The sequence below is a fragment of the Kosakonia sp. Marseille-Q7440 genome (assembly GCF_965119485.1).
Genome location: NZ_CBCPLT010000001.1, coordinates 2,817,324 through 2,837,106, shown reverse-complemented (window position 1 = coordinate 2,837,106; position 19,783 = coordinate 2,817,324). Strand labels below are relative to the sequence as shown.

The 19,783-nt window shown below is 58.3% G+C and carries 19 protein-coding genes; 13 read left to right on the top strand and 6 right to left on the bottom strand.

Annotation, left to right across the window (positions count from 1 at the left end; all coding sequences use genetic code 11):
• The first annotated feature begins 10 nt into the window (after nt 1–10).
• The 4 genes from surE to ACWPW2_RS13280 all read left to right on the top strand — a co-directional run bounded on the left by surE (nt 11) and on the right by ACWPW2_RS13280 (nt 5,156).
• Nucleotides 11–883, top strand: coding sequence for a 5'/3'-nucleotidase SurE (surE, locus tag ACWPW2_RS13295; RefSeq protein WP_454123441.1), 873 nt, complete (start codon nt 11–13; stop codon nt 881–883).
• A 56-nt stretch (nt 884–939) separates the two neighbouring features.
• The gene (gene bglG, locus ACWPW2_RS13290) at nt 940–1,773 is read left to right on the top strand and encodes a transcriptional antiterminator BglG (protein WP_454123659.1); all 834 of its coding nucleotides are present in this window, start codon (nt 940–942) and stop codon (nt 1,771–1,773) included.
• A gap of 116 nt (nt 1,774–1,889) precedes the next feature.
• Nucleotides 1,890–3,749: a PTS beta-glucoside transporter subunit IIABC gene (bglF, locus tag ACWPW2_RS13285; RefSeq protein ID WP_454123439.1), complete on the top strand. Its 1,860-nt coding sequence runs from the start codon at nt 1,890–1,892 to the stop codon at nt 3,747–3,749.
• 15 nt (nt 3,750–3,764) lie between these two features.
• The gene (locus ACWPW2_RS13280; protein ID WP_454123437.1) at nt 3,765–5,156 is read left to right on the top strand and encodes a glycoside hydrolase family 1 protein; all 1,392 of its coding nucleotides are present in this window, start codon (nt 3,765–3,767) and stop codon (nt 5,154–5,156) included.
• Nucleotides 5,157–5,172: 16 nt separating this feature from the next.
• On the opposite strand, the gene ACWPW2_RS13275 is transcribed toward ACWPW2_RS13280, so the two are convergent.
• Nucleotides 5,173–6,087 (bottom strand): LysR family transcriptional regulator, encoded by a 915-nt coding sequence (locus ACWPW2_RS13275; RefSeq protein ID WP_454123435.1) that lies wholly within the window; start codon nt 6,085–6,087, stop codon nt 5,173–5,175.
• A gap of 72 nt (nt 6,088–6,159) precedes the next feature.
• Here ACWPW2_RS13275 and ACWPW2_RS13270 point away from each other — a divergent pair, with 72 nt between their 5' ends.
• Nucleotides 6,160–7,116 (top strand): MBL fold metallo-hydrolase, encoded by a 957-nt coding sequence (locus tag ACWPW2_RS13270; protein WP_454123433.1) that lies wholly within the window; start codon nt 6,160–6,162, stop codon nt 7,114–7,116.
• Between the two features lie 307 nt (nt 7,117–7,423).
• Here ACWPW2_RS13270 and yohP read toward each other — a convergent pair whose 3' ends face one another.
• Nucleotides 7,424–7,528, bottom strand: a complete 105-nt coding sequence (gene yohP / locus ACWPW2_RS13265) for a small membrane protein YohP (protein WP_223284180.1) — start codon at nt 7,526–7,528, stop codon at nt 7,424–7,426.
• 88 nt (nt 7,529–7,616) lie between these two features.
• Between yohP and ACWPW2_RS13260 the strand changes: the two genes are divergently transcribed.
• Nucleotides 7,617–8,390, top strand: a complete 774-nt coding sequence (locus ACWPW2_RS13260) for an SDR family oxidoreductase (protein WP_454123431.1) — start codon at nt 7,617–7,619, stop codon at nt 8,388–8,390.
• On the opposite strand, the gene ACWPW2_RS13255 is transcribed toward ACWPW2_RS13260, so the two are convergent.
• Nucleotides 8,387–8,971 carry a DedA family protein gene (locus ACWPW2_RS13255; protein ID WP_034813043.1) on the bottom strand — a complete coding sequence of 195 codons (585 nt, stop codon included), beginning with the start codon at nt 8,969–8,971 and terminating at the stop codon, nt 8,387–8,389. The two genes, ACWPW2_RS13260 and ACWPW2_RS13255, sit on opposite strands and share 4 nt — an antisense overlap.
• Nucleotides 8,972–9,129: 158 nt before the next feature.
• Between ACWPW2_RS13255 and ACWPW2_RS13250 the strand changes: the two genes are divergently transcribed.
• Together ACWPW2_RS13250 and pbpG are read left to right on the top strand one after the other, a co-directional pair.
• Nucleotides 9,130–9,717 (top strand): Yip1 family protein, encoded by a 588-nt coding sequence (locus ACWPW2_RS13250; RefSeq protein WP_023479716.1) that lies wholly within the window; start codon nt 9,130–9,132, stop codon nt 9,715–9,717.
• A 172-nt stretch (nt 9,718–9,889) separates the two neighbouring features.
• The gene (gene pbpG / locus ACWPW2_RS13245; RefSeq protein ID WP_454123428.1) at nt 9,890–10,840 is read left to right on the top strand and encodes a D-alanyl-D-alanine endopeptidase; all 951 of its coding nucleotides are present in this window, start codon (nt 9,890–9,892) and stop codon (nt 10,838–10,840) included.
• On the opposite strand, the gene ACWPW2_RS13240 is transcribed toward pbpG, so the two are convergent.
• Both ACWPW2_RS13240 and dld read right to left on the bottom strand, forming a co-directional pair.
• The gene (locus tag ACWPW2_RS13240) at nt 10,841–11,395 is read right to left on the bottom strand and encodes a GNAT family N-acetyltransferase (protein WP_023479793.1); all 555 of its coding nucleotides are present in this window, start codon (nt 11,393–11,395) and stop codon (nt 10,841–10,843) included.
• A gap of 99 nt (nt 11,396–11,494) precedes the next feature.
• Complete coding sequence (gene dld, locus ACWPW2_RS13235) at nt 11,495–13,255, bottom strand: D-lactate dehydrogenase (protein WP_454123426.1); 1,761 nt, start codon at nt 13,253–13,255, stop codon at nt 11,495–11,497.
• Nucleotides 13,256–13,474: 219 nt separating this feature from the next.
• On the opposite strand from dld, the gene bglX reads away from it, so the two are divergent.
• The 5 genes from bglX (at nt 13,475) to ACWPW2_RS13210 (ending at nt 19,652) form a co-directional block, all read left to right on the top strand.
• Nucleotides 13,475–15,772, top strand: a complete 2,298-nt coding sequence (gene bglX, locus ACWPW2_RS13230; RefSeq protein ID WP_454123424.1) for a beta-glucosidase BglX — start codon at nt 13,475–13,477, stop codon at nt 15,770–15,772.
• Between the two features lie 140 nt (nt 15,773–15,912).
• Nucleotides 15,913–16,830 carry a glycine betaine ABC transporter substrate-binding protein OsmF gene (gene osmF / locus ACWPW2_RS13225; RefSeq protein WP_076770154.1) on the top strand — a complete coding sequence of 306 codons (918 nt, stop codon included), beginning with the start codon at nt 15,913–15,915 and terminating at the stop codon, nt 16,828–16,830.
• A gap of 6 nt (nt 16,831–16,836) precedes the next feature.
• Nucleotides 16,837–17,991, top strand: coding sequence for an ABC transporter permease (locus ACWPW2_RS13220; RefSeq protein WP_454123421.1), 1,155 nt, complete (start codon nt 16,837–16,839; stop codon nt 17,989–17,991).
• On the top strand, nt 17,984–18,931 hold the full coding sequence (locus ACWPW2_RS13215) for an ABC transporter ATP-binding protein (protein ID WP_454123419.1): 948 nt from the start codon (nt 17,984–17,986) through the stop codon (nt 18,929–18,931). The genes ACWPW2_RS13220 and ACWPW2_RS13215 overlap by 8 nt, the downstream gene beginning before the upstream one ends.
• Nucleotides 18,915–19,652 carry an ABC transporter permease gene (locus ACWPW2_RS13210; protein ID WP_023479832.1) on the top strand — a complete coding sequence of 246 codons (738 nt, stop codon included), beginning with the start codon at nt 18,915–18,917 and terminating at the stop codon, nt 19,650–19,652. Before ACWPW2_RS13215 ends, ACWPW2_RS13210 begins: the two co-directional genes overlap by 17 nt.
• On the opposite strand, the gene ACWPW2_RS13205 is transcribed toward ACWPW2_RS13210, so the two are convergent.
• On the bottom strand, nt 19,627–19,740 hold the full coding sequence (locus ACWPW2_RS13205) for a protein YohO (protein WP_023479821.1): 114 nt from the start codon (nt 19,738–19,740) through the stop codon (nt 19,627–19,629). The genes ACWPW2_RS13210 and ACWPW2_RS13205 overlap by 26 nt on opposite strands.
• Nucleotides 19,741–19,783 lie beyond the last annotated feature (43 nt).

Here is a 19,783-nt window from a genome sequence, read left to right as displayed (position 1 = left end):
GAGCTTCACCGTGAATAAAACGTTACTGGCACTTTTGCTCACCGCACTCGCCTCCACCGGCGCTCATGCGGCTGAACGCGCAACGCGTATCTTACTGGTCAACGACGACGGCTGCGACTCCATCGGTACCATCTCCTTACAGGAAAAACTGGCCGCCAAAGGCTTTGATGTCTGGATGGTGGCACCCGCCACCAATCAGAGCGGGATTGGCTCGGCGATCACCTTCAAACCCAACAAAATCTTCGATGTGAAAAAGGTAGCGGAAAAACGCTACTGCTTCCCCGGCACGCCTGCGGATGCCATCGATTTCGGCCTGCTTGGTATTCTGAAAGAGAACCCGCCTGACCTGGTCATTTCCGGTGTTAACGATGGCCCGAACACCGGCGTGACACAGCTTAACTCCGGCACCGTGGGCGCAGCGGTGCGCGCCGTGCGCTACGGCTACCCGGCGATTGCCGCCAGCATCGGATACCTGTTTACAGCAGAGGAGCAAAAAGCGGGCTGGCCGAGCACGCACAAATACTGGCCGGACTCGGTCGATTATGTGGTCTCGCTGGTCGATAAGCTTCAGGCAAAACGCCAGCCTGACCAGCCGCTGCTGCCAGCCGGATCCGGCCTGAGCATCAACTATCCCCCGCTGGCGAAAAGCGCGGTGAAGGGGGAGAAATTCATTGGCAACGAGGCCTTCCCCGAAGCTCAGCACCGCTATGTGCTGCTGGAAGATGGCCGTGCGCAGCAGGTTATCAGTGAAAAGATAATGATGCCGAACGAGTCTGACACCGATACCGGCTGGCTCAACAAAGGCTATATCACCCTGACGGTGTTCGATGGCCAGTGGAATGCGCCGCAGTATGAAGCCCAGTATCAGGCTCTGTTCCGCTGATGGTGTCACACATCGGCGAGGCAGGTTTCTCTTCCGGTCTGGTTCCGGCGGGCGGCATGCGTATCGCCAAAATACTCAATAATAACGTCGCAGTGGTACTGGACGATCAGCAGTGTGAGCAGGTGGTGATGGGGCGCGGCATTGCCTTTCAGAAGCGTCCCGGCGATCGGCTCGACGAGGGTGCTATCGAAAAGGTCTTCGCCCTGCAAAGCGACGATCTGGTACGCCGCCTGGGCGAGCTGCTTAATCAGATCCCGCTGGAGGTGATGACCACCTGCGATCGCATCATCGCGCTGGCCAGCGATCGGCTGGGGAAGTTGCAGGAGAGCCTCTATATCACGCTCACCGATCACTGTTACTTCGCCATCGAGCGGCAGAAAAAAGGGCTGCTGATCCGCAACGGTTTATTGTGGGAGATCAAGCGTCTCTACCCGAAGGAGTTTGCCCTTGGGCATGAGGCGCGAGAGATCATCGCCAGGCGACTCGGCGTGGCGTTGCCGGAAGATGAAGCGGGCTTTATTGCGCTGCATCTGGTGACGGCACAGCTAAACAGCGCGATGCCGGAGGTGATGCATATCACCCGTGCGATGCAGGAGATCCTGCATATCGTGCAGTATCAGTTAAAGCTGGAGTATGACGAAGAGGGGCTGAGCTATCAGCGTTTTGTTACCCATCTGAAGTTCTTCTCCCAGCGCATGCTGAACAGCACGGTGGTGGATGATGACGATCTCAGCCTCCATCAGGCGGTAAAAGATAACTACCCGCTGGCATGGAAGTGCGCCGAGAAAGTGGCGCTTCACCTGGCAACGACCTATCAGCGGCGGCTGACCACCGAAGAGACAATGTTTCTCGCGCTCCATATCGAGCGCGTGAGGAAAGAGCAGCGCTAACTGCACCTATGGGTTGTTACTGCATTAACGTGTGCAGGCAAAACCTGAGTCCGTCGCCGCAAGGTGGCGTGGCTCAGGTTTTTTTTTACTCAGACACAAGAGGTAAGGACACAAGCATGGATTATCAAACGCTGGCGAACGTCATTCTCAGCCACGTTGGCGGCAAGGAGAACATCAGCAGCGTGGTGCATTGCGCTACGCGGTTACGTTTTAAACTCAAAGAGATGCAAAAGGCTAATGCCGACGGGCTAAAAAAACAACCTGGCATCATTATGGTGGTGGAGAGCGGTGGACAGTTCCAGGTGGTGATCGGTAACGACGTGCACGACGTCTGGCTGGCGGTATGCAAAATGGCCGGGATAACAGAGGATGCGCCGGTCGCCGCAAGCGATGACAAAAGTTCACTCTTTAGTCGCCTGATCGACATCATTTCCGGCATTTTCACCCCCTTTATTGGCATCCTGGCCGCGTCCGGGATCCTGAAAGGCATTCTGGCGCTGGCGGTGGTCTGCAACTGGCTGACGCCAGAGAGCGGCACCTATAAAATCTGGTTTGCCGCCAGCGACGCGCTCTTCTTTTTCTTCCCGCTGGTGCTGGGTTATACCGCCGGGAAAAAATTTGGCGGCAACCCCTTCATCACTATGGCAATCGGCGGAGCGTTAACCCATCCGCTGATGATCGCCGCCTTTGACGCCGCGCAGATGAGCGAGGCGGCGAGCGAAACCTTCCTCGGCATTCCGGTCACTTTCCTCAACTACAGCGGCTCGGTGATCCCAATTATTCTCGCCTCATGGGTCAGCTGCTGGCTGGAAAAGCAGGGCAACCGCTTTTTGCACTCGGCCGTGAAAAACTTCTTCTCGCCGGTGCTCTGCATTGCCGTCACCGTACCGCTCACTTTTTTGATTATCGGCCCGGTCGCCACCTGGCTAAGCCAGGGTCTGGCAAACGGTTATCAGGCCATCTATACCCTCTCTCCCTGGCTTGCCGGTGGCGCGATGGGCGCACTGTGGCAGGTGTGCGTGATATTTGGTCTGCACTGGGGGTTAGTGCCGCTGATGATCAACAACATGGCCGTCTTTGGCCAGGACTCAATGTTGCCGATCCTGCTGCCTGCGGTGCTTGGACAGGTGGGTGCCACGCTGGGTATTTTTCTGCGCAGCCGCGACAAGCAGCAAAAAACATTGGCAGGTTCCGCCGTGGCGGCGGGTATTTTCGGCATTACGGAACCGGCGGTTTATGGCTTAACTCTGCCGCTGCGCCGACCGTTTATTTTTGGTTGTCTGGGCGGTTCACTTGGCGGAGCGATTGTCGGTTTTAGCGGCACGCACACCTACTCCTTCGGCATGGCGAATGTTTTCTCCTTTGCACAGATGATCCCGCCCGGCGGCATTGATGCCACCTTGTGGGGCGGCATTGTCGGCAGCGCGGCATCCTTTATGCTGGCGTTACTCCTGACCTGCATTGCCGGGCTGCCGAAAGCGCCGGCAGCCGTAGCAGCTCCCGCGCCAAAACCCGCTGCTGATGGGATGACGCTGCTGGCACCGATGAGCGGCAGCGTACTGGCGCTGGATCAGGTGACGGATGCCACCTTCGCCAGCGGTGTGCTGGGGGATGGCGTGGCGATTATTCCAGTGGACTGCCGGGTGGTCGCACCGTTTGCCGGGGAGGTTGCCTCGCTGTTTGAAACCAAACATGCGATTGGGTTACTCAGCGACAGCGGAGTAGAGATGCTGATCCATGTCGGTATCGATACCGTCAAACTGGAGGGTAAACCCTTCACCGCGCATGTCAGCGTTGGCGACAAAGTACAGCCGGGCGATCTGCTGCTCGAATTCGATCGCGCCGCGATCCTCGAAGCCGGCTTCGATCTCGCCACGCCTATCATTATCAGCAACAGCGACAATTTTGCCGGTGTAAATAACGTGGCATCCACTTCTGTTCAGGCCGGGAAACCGCTTCTGGCGGTAGCCATTTAATCAAAGGAGTAGAGAATGAAAACATTTCCAGCGGGATTTTTATGGGGCGGTGCCATTGCCGCCAATCAGGTTGAAGGCGCGTGGCAGGAAGATGGCAAAGGCCCCTCGACATCCGATATGCAGCCGCATGGCGTCTTTGGCGGGCTTGTTGAGCGCAAAGAGGGCGACAGCGCGCTGAAGGATGTGGCGATCGACTTCTACCATCGCTACCCGGAAGATGTTGCCCTGTTTGCCGAAATGGGCTTTAACTGCCTGCGTGTCTCCATCGCCTGGACGCGTATCTTCCCGAACGGGGATGAGAGCACGCCGAATGAAGCAGGGCTGGCCTTTTATGACAATTTGTTTGATGAGCTTCTGGAGCACGGCATCACGCCGCTGGTGACCTTATCCCACTACGAAATGCCGTGGGGACTGGTAAAAGGCTACGGCGGCTGGGGAAGCCGTGAGACGATCCGCTGCTTTGAGCACTATGCCCGCACGGTCTTTACCCGCTATCAGACGAAAGTGAAGCTGTGGCTCACCTTCAATGAGATCAATATGTCGCTCCATGCGCCGATGACCGGCGTCGGGCTGCCAGACAGCAGCAGCAAAGCGGAAGTCTACCAGGCGATTCACCATCAGCTGGTGGCGAGCGCGCTGGTGGTTAAAGCGTGCCATGAAATTATCCCGGATGCCAAAATCGGCAATATGCTGCTTGGCGGGCTGATGTATCCGCTCAGCTGTAAACCGGAAGATGTGTTTGAGACATTGCAGCAGAACCGTAGCTGGGCCTTCTTTGGCGACGTGCAGTGCCGCGGGGCGTATCCCGGCTATATGCTGCGCTACTTCCGCGATAACGGCATTGAGATTGGGATCACCGAGGAGGATCGCGAGGCGTTGCGCACCACGGTCGATTTCATCTCTTTTAGCTACTACATGAGCGGCTGCGTCACCGCCGATGAAGCGCTGAACGAGAAGTTGCGCGGCAATATTCTTAGCATGGTGCCCAACCCGCACCTGCCCAGTTCCGAGTGGGGCTGGCAGATCGATCCGCTTGGCCTGCGCACGTTGCTGAATGTGATGTGGGATCGCTGGCAGAAGCCGCTGTTTATTGTCGAGAATGGACTGGGCGCGAAGGATAAGGTCGAGGCGGACGGCAGCATTCATGATGATTACCGCATCGCCTACATGAACGACCATCTGCTTCAGGTGCGTGAAGCGATTGAAGATGGCGTCGAGATGCTGGGCTACACCAGTTGGGGGCCTATCGATCTGGTGAGCGCCTCGAAAGCGGAAATCTCCAAGCGCTACGGTTTTATCTACGTTGACCGCGAAGATGATGGCAGCGGCACGCTGGCGCGCAGCCGCAAGAAGAGCTTCTTCTGGTATCGCGATGTGATCGCCAGCAACGGCGCGAACCTGGAGTAAACGCTCTGGCAGAGCGTCAGACGATAAGCGCAGCGATAAAGGTTTTGAGCCACATCACCGCCGGATCGCTGCTGTGGCGCTGATGCCAGAGCATGGCGACTTCAATTGGCTCCGCGTCGAGCGGTAACGGGCTGCGCATCAATCCACGGGTGCGCTGCCACTCATCCGCCAGCCCGGCGGGCACTGTTGCCAGCGCGGGCATCGTCTCCAGCAAACCCGGCAGCGCGGCGAAGTGGGGCGTGGTGTAGTGGATCTGCCGCTGATAGCCGCTTTTTGCCAGCAGGGTATCAAAATGGCTGCTGCTCGCTTCGCGGTAGCTGACCATCAGATGTCGCTGCGCGGCAAAGGTCTCAATATCCAGCGGCGCGCTGAGCGTTAACTGCTGCGGATGCCAGAGCGTGGCAAACGGCATGGTGGTTAACACTTCGCGCTCCAGCCAGCGCGGCCCGGCGACGGCGACGCTGACCGCCATATCCATTTCGCCACCCTCAAGCCTGGCGGCATCGCTGAAGGGATCGCTTGCCACCACGTTCAGGCGGATGCCGGGCGCATGCTGCATCAGCGCCGGAATCAGCTTCGGCATCAGCCATATCTCAACCCAGTCCGCCATGCCCAGCGTCAGCGTCGCCTTTGCGGTTTGCGCATCGAACGCCGCCTGTTGAAACAGCGCGCTCTGCAACTGCTCCAGCAGCGGCAGCAGTTCACTGTGCAGCTCGCTGGCGCGGGCGGTCGGCTGCATTTTGTGACCGCTGCGGATAAACAGCGGATCGTCAAACAGCGTACGCAGGCGCGACAGCACGCCGCTCACCGCCGGCTGTCCCAGATGCAGCTTATCCGCCGCCGCAGAGACGCTCTGCTCGCGGTAAAGCACGGCAAAGGCGATCAGCAGGTTCAGATCGATCTTGCGGAAATCATTCTCTTTGATAGTCATTATTGCTCCAATCAATTGGAGTGATAGTAGCGGGCGCAGCATACTGGCGCAATGCAAAAGAGGAGAGAAAAAATGAAATATTATCCGCTACTGCTGGCGCTTACTGCCGCCGGGCTGACTATGCAACACGCCATCGCCACGCCGCTTTCCACTCAGCAGGCACAGGCACCGGGCTACTACCGAATGGCGCTGGGCGACTGGCAACTCACCGCCGTCTCGGATGGCACGGTCAAGGTGCCGCTGGACAAGCTGCTGATCAATATTACGCCGCAACGCTTAGAGACGCAGATGGCGCAGGCCAATATGGCGGTGCAGGCCGAAACCTCCATCAACGCCTTTGTGATTAACACTGGTAAGCAGTTGATTCTGGTCGATACGGGTGCCGGGGCGCTGATGGGCGATGCGGGCGGGCATCTGCCGGAGAATCTGCGCGCTGCGGGGATCGATCCGGCTGCCATTGATCTGGTGCTGCTCACCCATATTCATGGCGACCACTCCGGTGGCGTGCAGCGTGATGGCAAACCGGCGTTCCCGAATGCCACCGTGCGCGTCGACCAGCGCGATGTCGATCTGTGGCTCAATCCGGCGCGGGCGTCGGAGGTGGAGGAGGGGCAGCGCCACACCTTCGCCGAATCGGAACGCTCCCTTCGCCCGGTGATCGAGGCCGGTAAGCTGAGTACGTTCCATGCGCCAACAGCGATCCTCCCCGGCATTGAGGCGATCCCGGCAGCCGGACATACGCCGGGCAGCGTGATTTACCGTGTTACGCACGGCGGTAAAACCGTGATGCTGTGGGGCGACATTATTCACGCTCAGCCGGTGCAGTTGCCCGATCCCAAAGTGGCAATCCATTTTGATGTCGATCGCAAGCAGGCGGTGGCGACGCGCGAGAAGGTGCTGGCGCAGGTGGCACGTGAAGGGGATTGGGTAGCGGCGGCGCATATCGCCTTCCCGGGGATTGGCAAAGTGATAAAAGCCGGGAACGGTTATCGCTGGGTGCCGATCAATTACAGCGCGAAGGGCGAGTAACATTTGCAAAAGGCTCGGTGACGTAAACGCGCACCGGGCCTGGATCTGGTAGGCCGGATAAGGCTTCGCCGCCATCCGGCAATGGCGTAATGCCTGATGGCGCTGCGCTTATCAGGCCTACAACACCCGCAGCATCATGCGTTTTATCCGGCAAAAGGCCCGGTGACGTAAACGCGCACCGGGCCTGGTTTTCGTAGGCCGGATAAGGCTTCGCCGCCATGGCAATGTCGCAATGCCTGATGACGCTACGCTTATCAGGCCTACAACACCTGAGTCATCCCGCTGAAGCCGCCATCCGGCAGGGCTCTTAGAAAATCATCTTAAAGACGCCGGTCACCACCAGCAGGCCAATCAGGAAAATAATCAGGATCGCCCAAAGTAAAAATTTCATCATTTTCGTCTTCCTTCTCATGTGTTAGTTACAGCAAGCCTAGTCAATCTCTCAACATTGCGCCTTTTTTCTATACTTAACTGCTTATTAAATAATCGGAGAGAAGCGCATGTCGGCAAACAAAGTAGCAATCGTCACCGCCGCAGACTCGGGCATCGGCAAGCAGAGCGCGCTGATGCTGGCAGAGCGGGGATTTGATATTGGCATTACCTGGCACTCGGATGAGCGCGGCGCGCAGGAGACGGCGCAAAAAGTGCAGGCTTTTGGCCGTCGGGCTGAGACTATCCAGCTCGATCTCAGCCATCTGCCGGAAGGCGCGCAGGCAATTGAAACCCTGATTACCCGCTTCGGGCGTATCGACGCGCTGGTCAATAACGCCGGTGCGATGAGCAAAGCCCCGTTTCTCGATCTCACCTTTGAGGATTGGCGCAGCATCTTCACCGTTGATGTCGACGGCGCGTTTCTCTGCTCGCAGATCGCCGCGCGGCATATGGTGAAGCAGGGGCAGGGCGGGCGCATCGTCAATATCACTTCCGTTCACGAGCATACGCCGCTGCCGGAAGCGAGCGCCTATACCGCGGCAAAACATGCGCTTGGTGGCCTGACCAAATCAATGGCGCTGGAGCTGGTGCCGCATAATATTCTGGTCAATGCCGTTGCGCCAGGTGCCATCGCCACGCCGATGAACAACATGAGCGATGACGATGCCAAACCTGGCTCGATGCCGAACATCCCGCTGGCGCGCCCGGGCACAACGCGGGAGATCGCCAGCATGGTCGCCTGGCTCTGTGCCGATGATGCCAGCTACACCACCGGCCAGTCGTTTATCATCGATGGCGGCTTTATGCTGGCGAACCCGCAGTTCAAACCGCAAAAAGCTTAGTTATCGCCCGGATTCTCTTCACGCTTTTTCCTGCGGTGGCGAAACCACCACCGCAGGCAGAAGACCAGCGCAATGGCGATAACCACCCAGATCCAGCGCTTCGCATGCTGATCGAAGGACTCCAGCCACGGCGTAATCACTTCCCCGCCAACATAGCCCAGCGTGGTGAAGATCAGCGCCCAGATAAACGCACCTAAGATATTCAGCGGCAGAAAGATTTTCGGTTTTAAATGGCTGGTACCAATTAATATCGGCCCGATAATACGAAAGCCATACATAAAGCGTGTACCAATCACAAACAGATAGGGGTGACGGCGAATAAGCGCCTGCGCCTGATGGATCTTGCCGCGGTAGCGGGTGAAGCGGCGCAAAATTTTAACGCCATAGCGGCGGCCCACAAAGTAGAGCAGCTGATCGCCAATAATGCCGCCCAGGGCGACCGCGAGCACCACCAGCGGAAAGCGCAGCAATCCCTGGTGCACCGCCACACCGCCAAGCAGGGTGATGGTTTCGCCTTCGGCGAGGCTGCCGACCAGCAGCGCGGCGTAGCCATACTGGCTAATAAGCTGATTGATATCCAGTGTCATTACATCCTCCTGTAAAACGTCTTTAAGCATATACCTGCATCCGGCTTTGCGCTGCGTTCAATCATTTCGGCTTTTTTCCGCTGTACAAAAAATAATCACAAAAGTGACGTATACTTACAGCTCGATGTTCGGGCTTTCAGTGAGGGGGCGTTATGAACCATGTCTGGGGACTCCTGTCCCATCCCGATCGTGAAATGCAGGTGATCAAACGCGAAAACGAGACCGTTTCGCACCACTACACCCACCATGTGCTCATCATGGCGGCCATTCCCGTAATCTGTGCATTTATTGGTACCACGCAGTTTGGCTGGAGCTTCGGCGAGAATGTCGTCGTGCCTCTGTCGTTATCTACCGGTTTTTACCTGGCAATTCTCTTCTATGGCCTGATGCTGGCGGGCGTCGCGGTGATGGGGCGCGTTATCTGGTGGATGGCGCGTAACTATCCGCAGCGTCCGTCGCTGGCGCGCTGCATGGTGTTTGCCGGTTATATCGCAACTCCGCTGTTTCTTAGCGGCATTGTTGCGCTCTATCCGCTAGTGTGGCTCTGCGCGCTGGTCGGCACCGTTGCGCTCTTTTATACCGGTTATCTGCTCTATGTTGGCATCCCGACCTTCCTTAACATCAACAAGGAAGAGGGGCTCAACTTCTCCAGTTCAACGCTTGCCATCGGCGTGCTGCTGCTGGAGATCCTGCTGGCGCTGACGGTGATCCTCTGGGGTTACGGCTACCGCCTGTTTTGACTCTCCCGGCGTTGCTGGCACCCGATGCTGGCAACGCAATTTCTCGCAACGATTCTTCTCTGGCGGCAACCCTGCGCGGCGGCTATTATGCCAGAGCCAGCCCTGTTATAACTTTCATGAACAGAAGCGGTGTGCGTTATAGCGCGCGTGAATAATTTTCAGAAGCCTCACCATGCAGAAATTTCGAGTCTCTCTTTTAAGCCTGGCGCTTGCACTGAGTGCGCCTTTCGCGCCGATGGCGCAGGCAAAAACAGCCGTCGCGGTTGCCGCAGCCCAGCCGGAAATCGCCTCCGGCAGCGCGATGATTGTCGATCTGCAAACCAATAAGGTGATCTACTCAAGCCACCCCGATCTGGTGCGCCCGATTGCGTCTATTACCAAGTTGATGACCGCGATGGTGGTGCTGGATGCGCGCCTGCCGCTGGATGAAAAATTAAAAGTCGATATCAGCCAGACGCCAGAGATGAAAGGGATCTATTCCCGCGTGCGGCTGAACAGTGAGATCAGCCGCAAAGATATGCTGCTGCTGGCGCTGATGTCGTCGGAAAACCGCGCGGCCGCAAGCCTCGCGCACCACTATCCCGGCGGCTATAAAGCCTTTATCGCCGCGATGAACGCGAAAGCGCGCGCGCTGGGCATGACCCATACGCGCTACGTCGAGCCGACCGGTTTGTCGATCGAGAACGTCTCCACCGCCCGCGATTTAAGCAAGCTGCTGATCGCCACCAAACAGTACCCGCTGATTGGCCAGCTGAGCACCACGCGCGAAGAGATGGCGACCTTTGCTAATCCGGCCTATACGCTGCCGTTTCGCAACACCAACCATCTGGTCTACCGCGATAACTGGAATATTCAGCTGACAAAAACCGGCTTTACCAACGCTGCGGGCCACTGCCTGGTGATGCGTACGCTGATTGGCAACAAACCGGTGGCGCTGGTGGTGATGGATGCCTTTGGCAAATATACCCACTTTGCCGATGCCAGCCGCTTACGCACCTGGATTGAGACCGGAAAAGCCCAGCCGGTGCCCGCTGCCGCGTTAAGCTACAAGCGCCAGAAAGCGGCGCAGATGGCACAAACGCCGCCAGGCTCGGCGGGCGAACTGACCGCGCAGAACGATTAATTACTCCGGCAGCGTCCAGTCACCGTCGTTGAGTGGACGCTGCATAATCAACGTATCCCGCCAGTCTCCCTGCTTATAGCCGACGCTACGCAGCTGTCCGGCCACTTCAAATCCATGTTTTTTATGCACTCTTAGCGAACCGGCATTGTTATGCCCGTCGCCAATCACCGCGATCAGCTGCCGCCACGGCCCCTCTTCACAGCGGGCGATCAGCGCGCCAAGCAGCGCAGAGCCAATGCCGCGCCCGGTCATGCTGGCATCGACATAAATCGACTCTTCAAGGGTGTAGCGGTAGGCCGGACGCGGGCGATAGAGACCGGCGTAGCAGTAGCCGACAATCACGCCGTGAAAGAGCGCCACCAGCCACGGTAAACCGTCGGCGGCGAGCTTGCTCATCCGGCTGCGCATCTCATCGATAGTGGGAGGCACTTCTTCAAACGAGGCGCGGCCATTGAGCACATGCCAGGCGTAGAGGGAGGCAATAGCGTGAACATCATCGGGGCGGGCGTCGCGCACCTCGACCGCAGGACCAGAGAGAATATCAACAGCTGACATCGGGCGCGCTCCTTTCAACGCAACGCGCCAGAGAGAGGATTCTCTGGCGCTGTCGCTACTCTATTACGAAAGGCGCACGCAGCACAAAACGGCGCGGGGCTACTTTATCGCCGGATCGGCGGGATGCTCTGCCTGAGCGGTCTCCTGCCAGAATTTGCGCTTACTCGTCTTGCCAATACCGGGGTTCATGCTGTTAGTCGGATCATTTTCCCGATAAAAACGTTTCAGCGTCTCCGGAGCCTCATAGAGATGACCGACGTTATGCTCAGCGGGATATTGCGCCCCGCGCTGCGCCAGCAGTGCCAGCATCTGCTCCTTCAGGGCATGCACATCGACGCCTTTTTTAACGATGTAATCCTGGTGGAAAACGTGGCACATAAAGTGGCCGTAATAGAGCTTGTGCACCAGCTGGCTGTCAATCTCTGGCGGCAGGTGCTCAAACCACTCGGTATCGTTGCGGCGCAGGGCAATGTCGAGCGCCAGAATATCCTCCACCTCGTCGGCATGCACCGCCTGATAGCGGATCGCGGCCCCGGCGGCAGCGAAACGGTGCAGAAACGCTTTGCTCCCTTCCTCCGGCGTACAGACAAAGAAGTCACCTTCGGCGTCAGCGAAAAAGGCCTTCAGCCAGTTTTGCGCTTCATCAATACCTCCGCCGGACATCTTCAGCAGCAGATGGTGCTCATACTTATCGCGCCACTCCTTCATGCGCGAGGGGAGGTGCGAGGGGAAGAGACCACTGATTTTTTGCAATGAACGATCGATAAAGTGCGGTTTAAACACCGTCGCTTTATTGAGCAGCGCGTCGGTGCGCCCCTTGATATTGAAAAAGAGCGGCATCTTGTCGGTGCCGAGCTTGTCGATCATCAGGAAGGTGTCTTTGCCGTAGCGCTCGGCGATATCGTAAATATCGCGGTGCATATACTCCCCGGCGACCGGCAGATGGTCGAAATTGGCCAGAATATGGCGGCGGATCTCCGTTAACACCGCAGTCTGGTTGGTGCCGATATAGAACACCTGCTGGCGCGCTTCTGCCGGGAAGGTGTCGAGACGCACGGCAAATACCGCCAGCTTGCCCGCGCAGCCGGAGGATTCGAACAGGCGGTCGGGGTCGGCGTTATAGCGCGCCGGGGTTTCGGCTTCAACGTCGCGCACGCGGTTGATGTAATCATGATCGTGGCCGTGGCGCTGGTCGTGAAGCACATCACCGGGTTGAATACGATCGTCATCCAGCTTGCCGAGGATCTGTTCCGGCGTTTCGCCAAGCTTAATGCCCAGATGATTGACCAGTTGCAGGCGGCCCTGATCGTCGATGCGCGCAAACAGCGACATCTCGGTGTAGGCCGGGCCGCGCTGCACCAGCGATCCGCCGGAGTTATTGCAGATGCCGCCAATCACCGACGCGCCGATGCAGGAGGAGCCAATCACCGAGTGCGGCTCGCGTCCCAGCGGTTTCAGCGCTTTTTCCAGCGAGTAGAGCGTGGTGCCAGGGTAGGCCAGCACCTGCTCGCCGTTATCCAGCAGGTGCAGTTTGTCGAGGCGCAGGGTGCTGATAATGACGATATCGCGGTCGTAATCATTGCCGTTCGGCGTCGAGCCTTCTGTCAGGCCGGTATTTGCCGCCTGCATCAGAATAATTTTGTCGGCAATTACGCAGGCGTTGAGAACGCGCCATAATTCAACCAGCGTGCCGGGAAAGACCACCGCCAGCGCATCGCCCTGACCGGAGCGGAAACCTTTACGGTAGCGGGCGGTTTTGGCCGGATCGGTCAGCAGGTGAGAAGCACCCACTAATCGTTTGAGTTCGTTAATGAAAGTGTTATTTGACTGGGTCACGATCCACTCCTTGTGGCGAAGCATGAATAGAAAGGATGCTCTGCTTCACGCCGGTTGCAGGCTGCGTGAATGATATTGTGAATATTTCGTTACTAATGTTAGCTCCAGAGGATGCCCGAAGGGGAGCGAATTAACATAAAAATCAGAGCCAGGCGCTGCAAGACGTGCCAGGATTATGGCACACTGCGTTTTTCCGCGGCCCGTTACCGCGGTTTTTGCTGAAAATACAAGAGAGTAAACGACATGAAATGGCTATGTTCTGTAGGTGTCGCTGTGAGCCTTGCGCTGCAACCCGCGCTGGCCGAAGAGATGATTGCTAACCATCCTTTGACGCCGCAAGCCAGGGACGCCTTTGTCACTGACCTGCTTAAAAAGATGACCGTGGATGAGAAAATAGGCCAGCTACGCCTGATAAGCGTCGGGCCGGATAACCCGAAAGAGGCGATCCGCGAGATGATTAAAGCCAGCCAGGTCGGGGCTATTTTCAACACTGTCACCCGCCAGGACATTCGTGCCATGCAGGACCAGGCGATGCAGCTTAGCCGCCTGAAAATCCCTCTCTTCTTTGCCTACGATGTGGTGCACGGGCAGCGCACCGTTTTCCCTATCAGCCTTGGCCTCGCCTCCAGCTTTAACCTCGACGCGGTGAAAACCGTCGGGCGCGTCTCCGCTTATGAAGCCGCCGATGATGGCCTGAATATGACCTGGGCACCGATGGTCGACGTCTCGCGCGATCCGCGCTGGGGCCGCGGCTCGGAAGGCTTCGGGGAAGATACCTTTTTAACCTCGGAAATGGGTCGCACCATGGTGGAAGCAATGCAGGGCAAAAGCCCGGCGGATCGCTACTCGGTGATGACCAGCGTCAAACACTTCGCCGCTTATGGCGCGGTCGAGGGCGGTAAAGAGTACAACACCGTCGACATGAGCCCGCAGCGTCTGTTCAACGACTATATGCCGCCCTACAAAGCGGCGCTCGACGCTGGCAGCGGCGGGGTGATGGTCGCGCTTAACTCTTTGAACGGCACACCGGCTTCCTCCGATTCGTGGCTGCTTAAAGATCTGCTGCGCGATGAGTGGGGCTTTAAGGGCATCACCATTTCCGATCACGGCGCGATTAAGGAGCTGATCAAACACGGCACCGCCGCCGATCCGGAAGATGCCGTGCGCGTGGCGCTGAAGTCCGGCATCAACATGAGCATGAGCGACGAGTACTACAGCAAATATCTGCCGGGGCTGATCAAATCCGGCAAGGTGACGATGGCGGAGCTGGATGACGCCACGCGCCATGTGTTGAACGTCAAATATGATATGGGGCTGTTTAACGATCCCTACAGCCACTTAGGGCCGAAAGAGAGCGACCCGCAGGACACCAACGCCGAAAGCCGTCTGCACCGCAAAGAAGCGCGGGAAGTGGCGCGCGAAAGTATGGTGCTGCTGAAAAACCGTCTGGAAACGCTGCCGCTGAAAAAATCGGGCACCGTGGCGGTGATTGGGCCGCTGGCGGACAGCAAGCGCGACTCGATGGGCAGTTGGTCTGCCGCCGGGGTTGCCGATCAATCTGTCACCGTGCTGACCGGCATTCGCGACGCGCTGAAGGATAAAGGCCAGGTGATCTACGCCAAAGGGGCGAATATCACCAACGATAAAGGCATTGTCGATTTCCTTAACCTCTATGAACCGGCGGTGGTGGTTGATCCACGCTCCCCGCAGGCGATGATCGATGAAGCGGTAGCCGCAGCGAAGAAATCTGACGTCGTGGTGGCGGTAGTCGGTGAAGCGCAGGGGATGGCGCATGAAGCCTCCAGCCGCACCGATATCACCATTCCGCAGAGCCAGCGCGATCTGATTACCGCCCTGAAAGCGACCGGCAAACCGCTGGTGCTAGTGCTGATGAACGGGCGTCCGCTGGCGCTGGTGAAAGAGGATCAGCAGGCTGACGCCATCCTCGAGACCTGGTTTGCAGGAACCGAAGGCGGCAACGCCATCGCCGATGTGCTGTTTGGTGATTACAACCCTTCCGGGAAATTGCCAATGTCCTTCCCGCGCTCGGTGGGGCAGATCCCGGTCTACTACAGCCACCTGAATACCGGTCGCCCTTATAACGCCGATAACCCGAACAAATACACCTCCCGCTACTTTGATGAAGCCAACGGCCCGCTCTATCCCTTCGGCTATGGTCTGAGTTACACCACCTTTAAAGTGTCGGATGTGAAGATGTCTGCGCCAACGCTGACCCGCGGTGGCAGCGTGGATGCAAGCGTCGAGGTGACCAACACCGGCAAGCGCGAAGGGGCGACGGTGATCCAGATGTACGTGCAGGATGTTACGGCGTCGATGAGCCGCCCGGTGAAACAGCTGCGCGGCTTTAAGAAGGTCAACCTGAAACCGGGTGAGACGCAGACCGTCAGCTTCCCGATCGATGTCGATGCGCTCAAGTTCTGGAACCAGCGCATGAAGTACGACGCCGAGCCGGGCAAGTTCAACGTCTTTATCGGCGTCGACTCCGCCCGCGTCAACCAGGGCGAATTTGAATTAAAGTAACCACACATCAGGCCGGGCAACCGGCCTTTTTTATTACCCGCTTTACCGTTTCGCACCGCTTCACCTTCGCGTCGCTATTTTTCAGCTACGCTTTTTTCTCAAGCTGCTGATAAAGGCAGTAAAAAAATGAGGGATAAATTATGACACTCAGCCGAAAACTTGCCTGCTCAGTGGCGCTAATGGCCGCCGTAAGCTTACCGTTGCAGGCCGCAGAACCGATCAAAGTGGGATCGAAAATCGATACCGAAGGGGCGCTGCTGGGCAATATCATTTTGCAGGTGCTGGAGAGCCACGGCGTAAAAACCGTCAATAAAGTGCAACTCGGCACTACGCCGGTAGTGCGCGGCGCCATCACTTCTGGCGAGCTGGATATCTACCCGGAGTACACCGGCAACGGTGCGTTCTTCTTTAAAGAGGAGAACGATCCGGCGTGGAAAAACGCGCAGCAGGGCTACGAGAAGGTGAAAAAACTCGATGCCGAGAAGAACAAGCTTATCTGGCTGACGCCTGCACCGGCCAATAACACCTGGACCATCGCCGTGCGTCAGGATCTGGCGCAGAAGAACAAACTCACCTCCCTCGACGATCTCAGCCGTTACCTGAAAAACGGTGGCGAGTTCAAACTGGCCGCCTCGGCGGAGTTTATTGAGCGTGCCGATGCGCTGCCTGCCTTTGAAAAAGCCTACGGCTTCGATCTGAAGCAGGATCAGCTGCTGTCGCTGGCCGGTGGTGATACGGCGGTGACCATTAAAGCGGCGGCGCAGCAAACATCCGGCGTTAACGCTGCGATGGCTTACGGCACCGACGGCCCGGTGGCGGCGCTCGGCTTACAGACGTTGAGCGATCCGAAAGGCGTACAGCCGATCTACGCCCCGACGCCGGTAGTGCGTGAAGCGGTGCTGAAAGCCTACCCGGAGCTGGATAGCTGGCTGAAGCCGGTTTTTGCCAGCCTTGATGAGAAGACCCTGCAAAAGCTGAATGCCAGCATTGCGGTGGAAGGGCTGGATGCGAAAAAAGTCGCGGCAGATTACCTGAAAGAAAAAGGCCTGGTGAAATAAGGCGTGATGGAGGGATCGAGACGCTGCCACAACCGCGTGCTGTTGCTGCTGGTTGTACTGGGAGGGCTGGCGGCGTGGCTGCCGTTTATCAACTATGCGCCCAACCGGCTGGTTTCCGGCGAAGGGCGCGCGCTATGGCAACTCTTTAGCGGCCTGTGGCTGCTTGCGCCCGCGCTTCTGCTGATCCTCTGCTTTGTGCCGGGGCGCAGTGCACAGGCGGCAACACTGGTTCTGGCTGAACTTCTCTTCTGCCTGCTGGTGTGGAGCGCAGGCCGCGCGGCAACGGATCTGGCGCAGAGCGGTAGCGCGCTGGCGCGCACCTCACCCGGCAGCGGCTTATGGTTATGGCTGGCGCTCAGCCTGCTCGCCTGTAGCGATGCCATTCGCCGTCTTGTTGCTCACCCGGTGTGGCGCTGGCTGCTGCATATGCAGATTTGGCTGCTGCCGCTCTGGCTGCTGCTCAGCGGCGAGCTGGATAACCTCTCGCTGCTGCATGAGTACCGCAACCGCCAGGAGGTGTTCAATGATGCGCTGGCGCAGCACTTAACCTTACTCTTCGGCACGCTGCTCCCGGCGCTAGCCATCGGTTTCGCGCTCGGGCTGTGGTGCTATCGCCATCCGGCGCGGCAAGGGCCGGTCTTTACCGCGCTCAACATTATTCAGACTATCCCCTCCGTTGCGCTGTTTGGCCTGCTGATTGCACCGCTGGCCGGGCTGGCGCAGCACTTCCCGTGGCTCGCATCGATAGGCATTGCCGGTACCGGCATCACCCCGGCGCTGATTGCGCTGATTCTCTACGCGCTGCTACCGCTGGTGCGTGGCGTGGTTGCCGGGCTGAACGAGGTCTCTGCCGATGTGCTGGAGAGCGCGCAGGCGATGGGCATGAGCGCTGCGCAGCGCTTCTGGCAAGTGCGTATTCCGCTGGCGCTGCCGCTGTTGCTGCGCAGCCTGCGGGTGGTGGCGGTTCAGACGGTTGGCATGGCGGTGATCGCTGCGTTAATTGGTGCAGGGGGCTTTGGCGCGCTGGTCTTCCAGGGGCTGCTCAGCAGCGCGTTGGATTTGGTGCTGCTCGGGGTGATCCCGGTTATTGGCCTGGCGGTGGTGATTGACGCCCTGTTTGATCTTGCCCTCGCGCTGTTGAAGGTAAAACACCATGATTGAATTTCACAACGTTTCCAAAACCTTTGCCGGGCAGCGGGCGGTTAACCAGCTCAATTTGCAGATGAAAACCGGCGCGTTTTCGGTACTGATTGGCACCTCCGGCTCGGGGAAATCGACCACCCTGAAGATGATTAACCGCCTTGTCGAACACGACGAGGGGACCATCACCTTCGCCGGGGAGGAGATCCGCAGCCTGCCAGTGCTCGAACTGCGCCGCCGCATGGGCTACGCCATTCAGTCGATTGGGCTTTTCCCCCACTGGACGGTGGCACAGAACATCGCCACCGTGCTGCAACTGCAAAAGTGGTCGCGCAGCAAATGCGACGCGCGGGTAGATGAACTGATGGCGCTGCTCGGGCTGGAGCCGGGGCTGCGCGATCGTTTTCCGCACCAGCTTTCCGGCGGGCAGCAGCAGCGTGTTGGCGTTGCCCGCGCGCTGGCCGCCGACCCGGAAGTGCTGTTGATGGATGAACCCTTCGGCGCGCTCGACCCGGTCACCCGCAGCGCTCTACAACAGGAGATGGTGCGCATACACCGCCTGCTCGGGCGCACTATTGTGCTGGTGACCCACGATATTGATGAAGCGCTGCAGTTAGCCGATCACCTGGTTTTGATGGATGGTGGCAATGTGGTGCAGCAGGGGACGCCGCTGGAGATGCTGACCGCGCCGCAGAATAACTTTGTGCGCGAATTTTTTGGCCGCAGCGAGCTGGGCGTGCGCCTGCTCTCTCTGCGCCAGGTAAGCGACTATCTGCGTGACGAACCGGTCAGCCACGGCGAACCATTGCAGGCCCAGATGAGCCTGCGCGAGGCGCTCTCCGCTTTTGTCGCCCAGCGCTGCGAGGTGTTGCCGGTGCAGGATGCCAATGGGCAGACCTGCGGCAGCCTCCATTTTCGCGATCTGTTACGCGGGGAGGCGGGCCGTGAAAATATTGCGTGATCCGCTGCTCTGGCTGCTGGCACTGTTTATCGCGCTGCTGATGTGGTTGCCCCACAGTGCGCCGCTGTTTAGCGCGCTCTTTCCGCAACTGCCGCGCCCGGTCTATCTGCAGGAGAGTTTTATCGCCCTGACTCTTGCACACTTCTCGCTGGTGGCGCTCTCGAGCGTTATTGCGGTGGCGATTGGCATGGGCGTCGGCATTGCCGTGACGCGACCCGGTGGGGGAGAGTTTCGCCCGCTGGCAGAAACTATCGCCGCCGTTGGGCAGACCTTTCCGCCGGTGGCGGTGCTGGCGATTGCGGTGCCGGTGATGGGGTTTGGCAAAGCGCCCGCTATTATTGCGCTGGTGCTCTACGGCGTGCTGCCGATTTTACAGGGGACGCTGGCGGGCATCGCTGCGGTTCCGGCGAGCGTACAGAGCGTGGCGCAGGGTATGGGCATGAGTAACTGGCAGCGGTTGCTTAAAGTGGAGCTGCCGCTGGCCGCACCGTTGATTGTCGCCGGAGTTCGCACATCGGTGATTATCAATATCGGTACGGCAACCATTGCTTCTACGGTCGGGGCAAGCACGCTGGGAACGCCGATCATCATCGGGCTAAGCGGGTTTAATACGGCCTATATTGTGCAGGGGGCAGTGCTGGTGGCGCTGGCGGCAATCATTGTCGATCGGGGCTTTGAACGGCTGGCGCTGCGGCTCAACCGGCACCGCCGCGCACGATAAACGAATAACCAGCCAGCATTACGCCGCCGATCCCGCCGATGGCCATCAGCAGAAAGATCGCGATGACAAGAATTTTACCAGGCTTCATCTCAGGCTCCTTTTAAGTGAGGCCGGCATTATAAAGGCATTGT

What these genes read in the sequence shown, in the direction of transcription:
- bglF (WP_454123439.1), top strand. Translation starts at nt 1,890, where the DNA reads ATGGATTATCAAACGCTGGCGAACGTCATTCTCAGCCACGTTGGCGGC.
- ACWPW2_RS13275 (WP_454123435.1), bottom strand. Translation starts at nt 6,087, where the DNA reads ATGACTATCAAAGAGAATGATTTCCGCAAGATCGATCTGAACCTGCTG.
- dld (WP_454123426.1), bottom strand. Translation starts at nt 13,255, where the DNA reads ATGCTTCGCCACAAGGAGTGGATCGTGACCCAGTCAAATAACACTTTC.
- ACWPW2_RS13240 (WP_023479793.1), bottom strand. Translation starts at nt 11,395, where the DNA reads ATGTCAGCTGTTGATATTCTCTCTGGTCCTGCGGTCGAGGTGCGCGAC.
- ACWPW2_RS13250 (WP_023479716.1), top strand. Translation starts at nt 9,130, where the DNA reads ATGAACCATGTCTGGGGACTCCTGTCCCATCCCGATCGTGAAATGCAG.
- bglX (WP_454123424.1), top strand. Translation starts at nt 13,475, where the DNA reads ATGAAATGGCTATGTTCTGTAGGTGTCGCTGTGAGCCTTGCGCTGCAA.
- ACWPW2_RS13215 (WP_454123419.1), top strand. Translation starts at nt 17,984, where the DNA reads ATGATTGAATTTCACAACGTTTCCAAAACCTTTGCCGGGCAGCGGGCG.
- ACWPW2_RS13260 (WP_454123431.1), top strand. Translation starts at nt 7,617, where the DNA reads ATGTCGGCAAACAAAGTAGCAATCGTCACCGCCGCAGACTCGGGCATC.
- pbpG (WP_454123428.1), top strand. Translation starts at nt 9,890, where the DNA reads ATGCAGAAATTTCGAGTCTCTCTTTTAAGCCTGGCGCTTGCACTGAGT.
- osmF (WP_076770154.1), top strand. Translation starts at nt 15,913, where the DNA reads ATGACACTCAGCCGAAAACTTGCCTGCTCAGTGGCGCTAATGGCCGCC.
- yohP (WP_223284180.1), bottom strand. Translation starts at nt 7,528, where the DNA reads ATGAGAAGGAAGACGAAAATGATGAAATTTTTACTTTGGGCGATCCTG.
- ACWPW2_RS13270 (WP_454123433.1), top strand. Translation starts at nt 6,160, where the DNA reads ATGAAATATTATCCGCTACTGCTGGCGCTTACTGCCGCCGGGCTGACT.
- bglG (WP_454123659.1), top strand. Translation starts at nt 940, where the DNA reads ATGCGTATCGCCAAAATACTCAATAATAACGTCGCAGTGGTACTGGAC.
- ACWPW2_RS13220 (WP_454123421.1), top strand. Translation starts at nt 16,837, where the DNA reads ATGGAGGGATCGAGACGCTGCCACAACCGCGTGCTGTTGCTGCTGGTT.
- ACWPW2_RS13280 (WP_454123437.1), top strand. Translation starts at nt 3,765, where the DNA reads ATGAAAACATTTCCAGCGGGATTTTTATGGGGCGGTGCCATTGCCGCC.
- ACWPW2_RS13205 (WP_023479821.1), bottom strand. Translation starts at nt 19,740, where the DNA reads ATGAAGCCTGGTAAAATTCTTGTCATCGCGATCTTTCTGCTGATGGCC.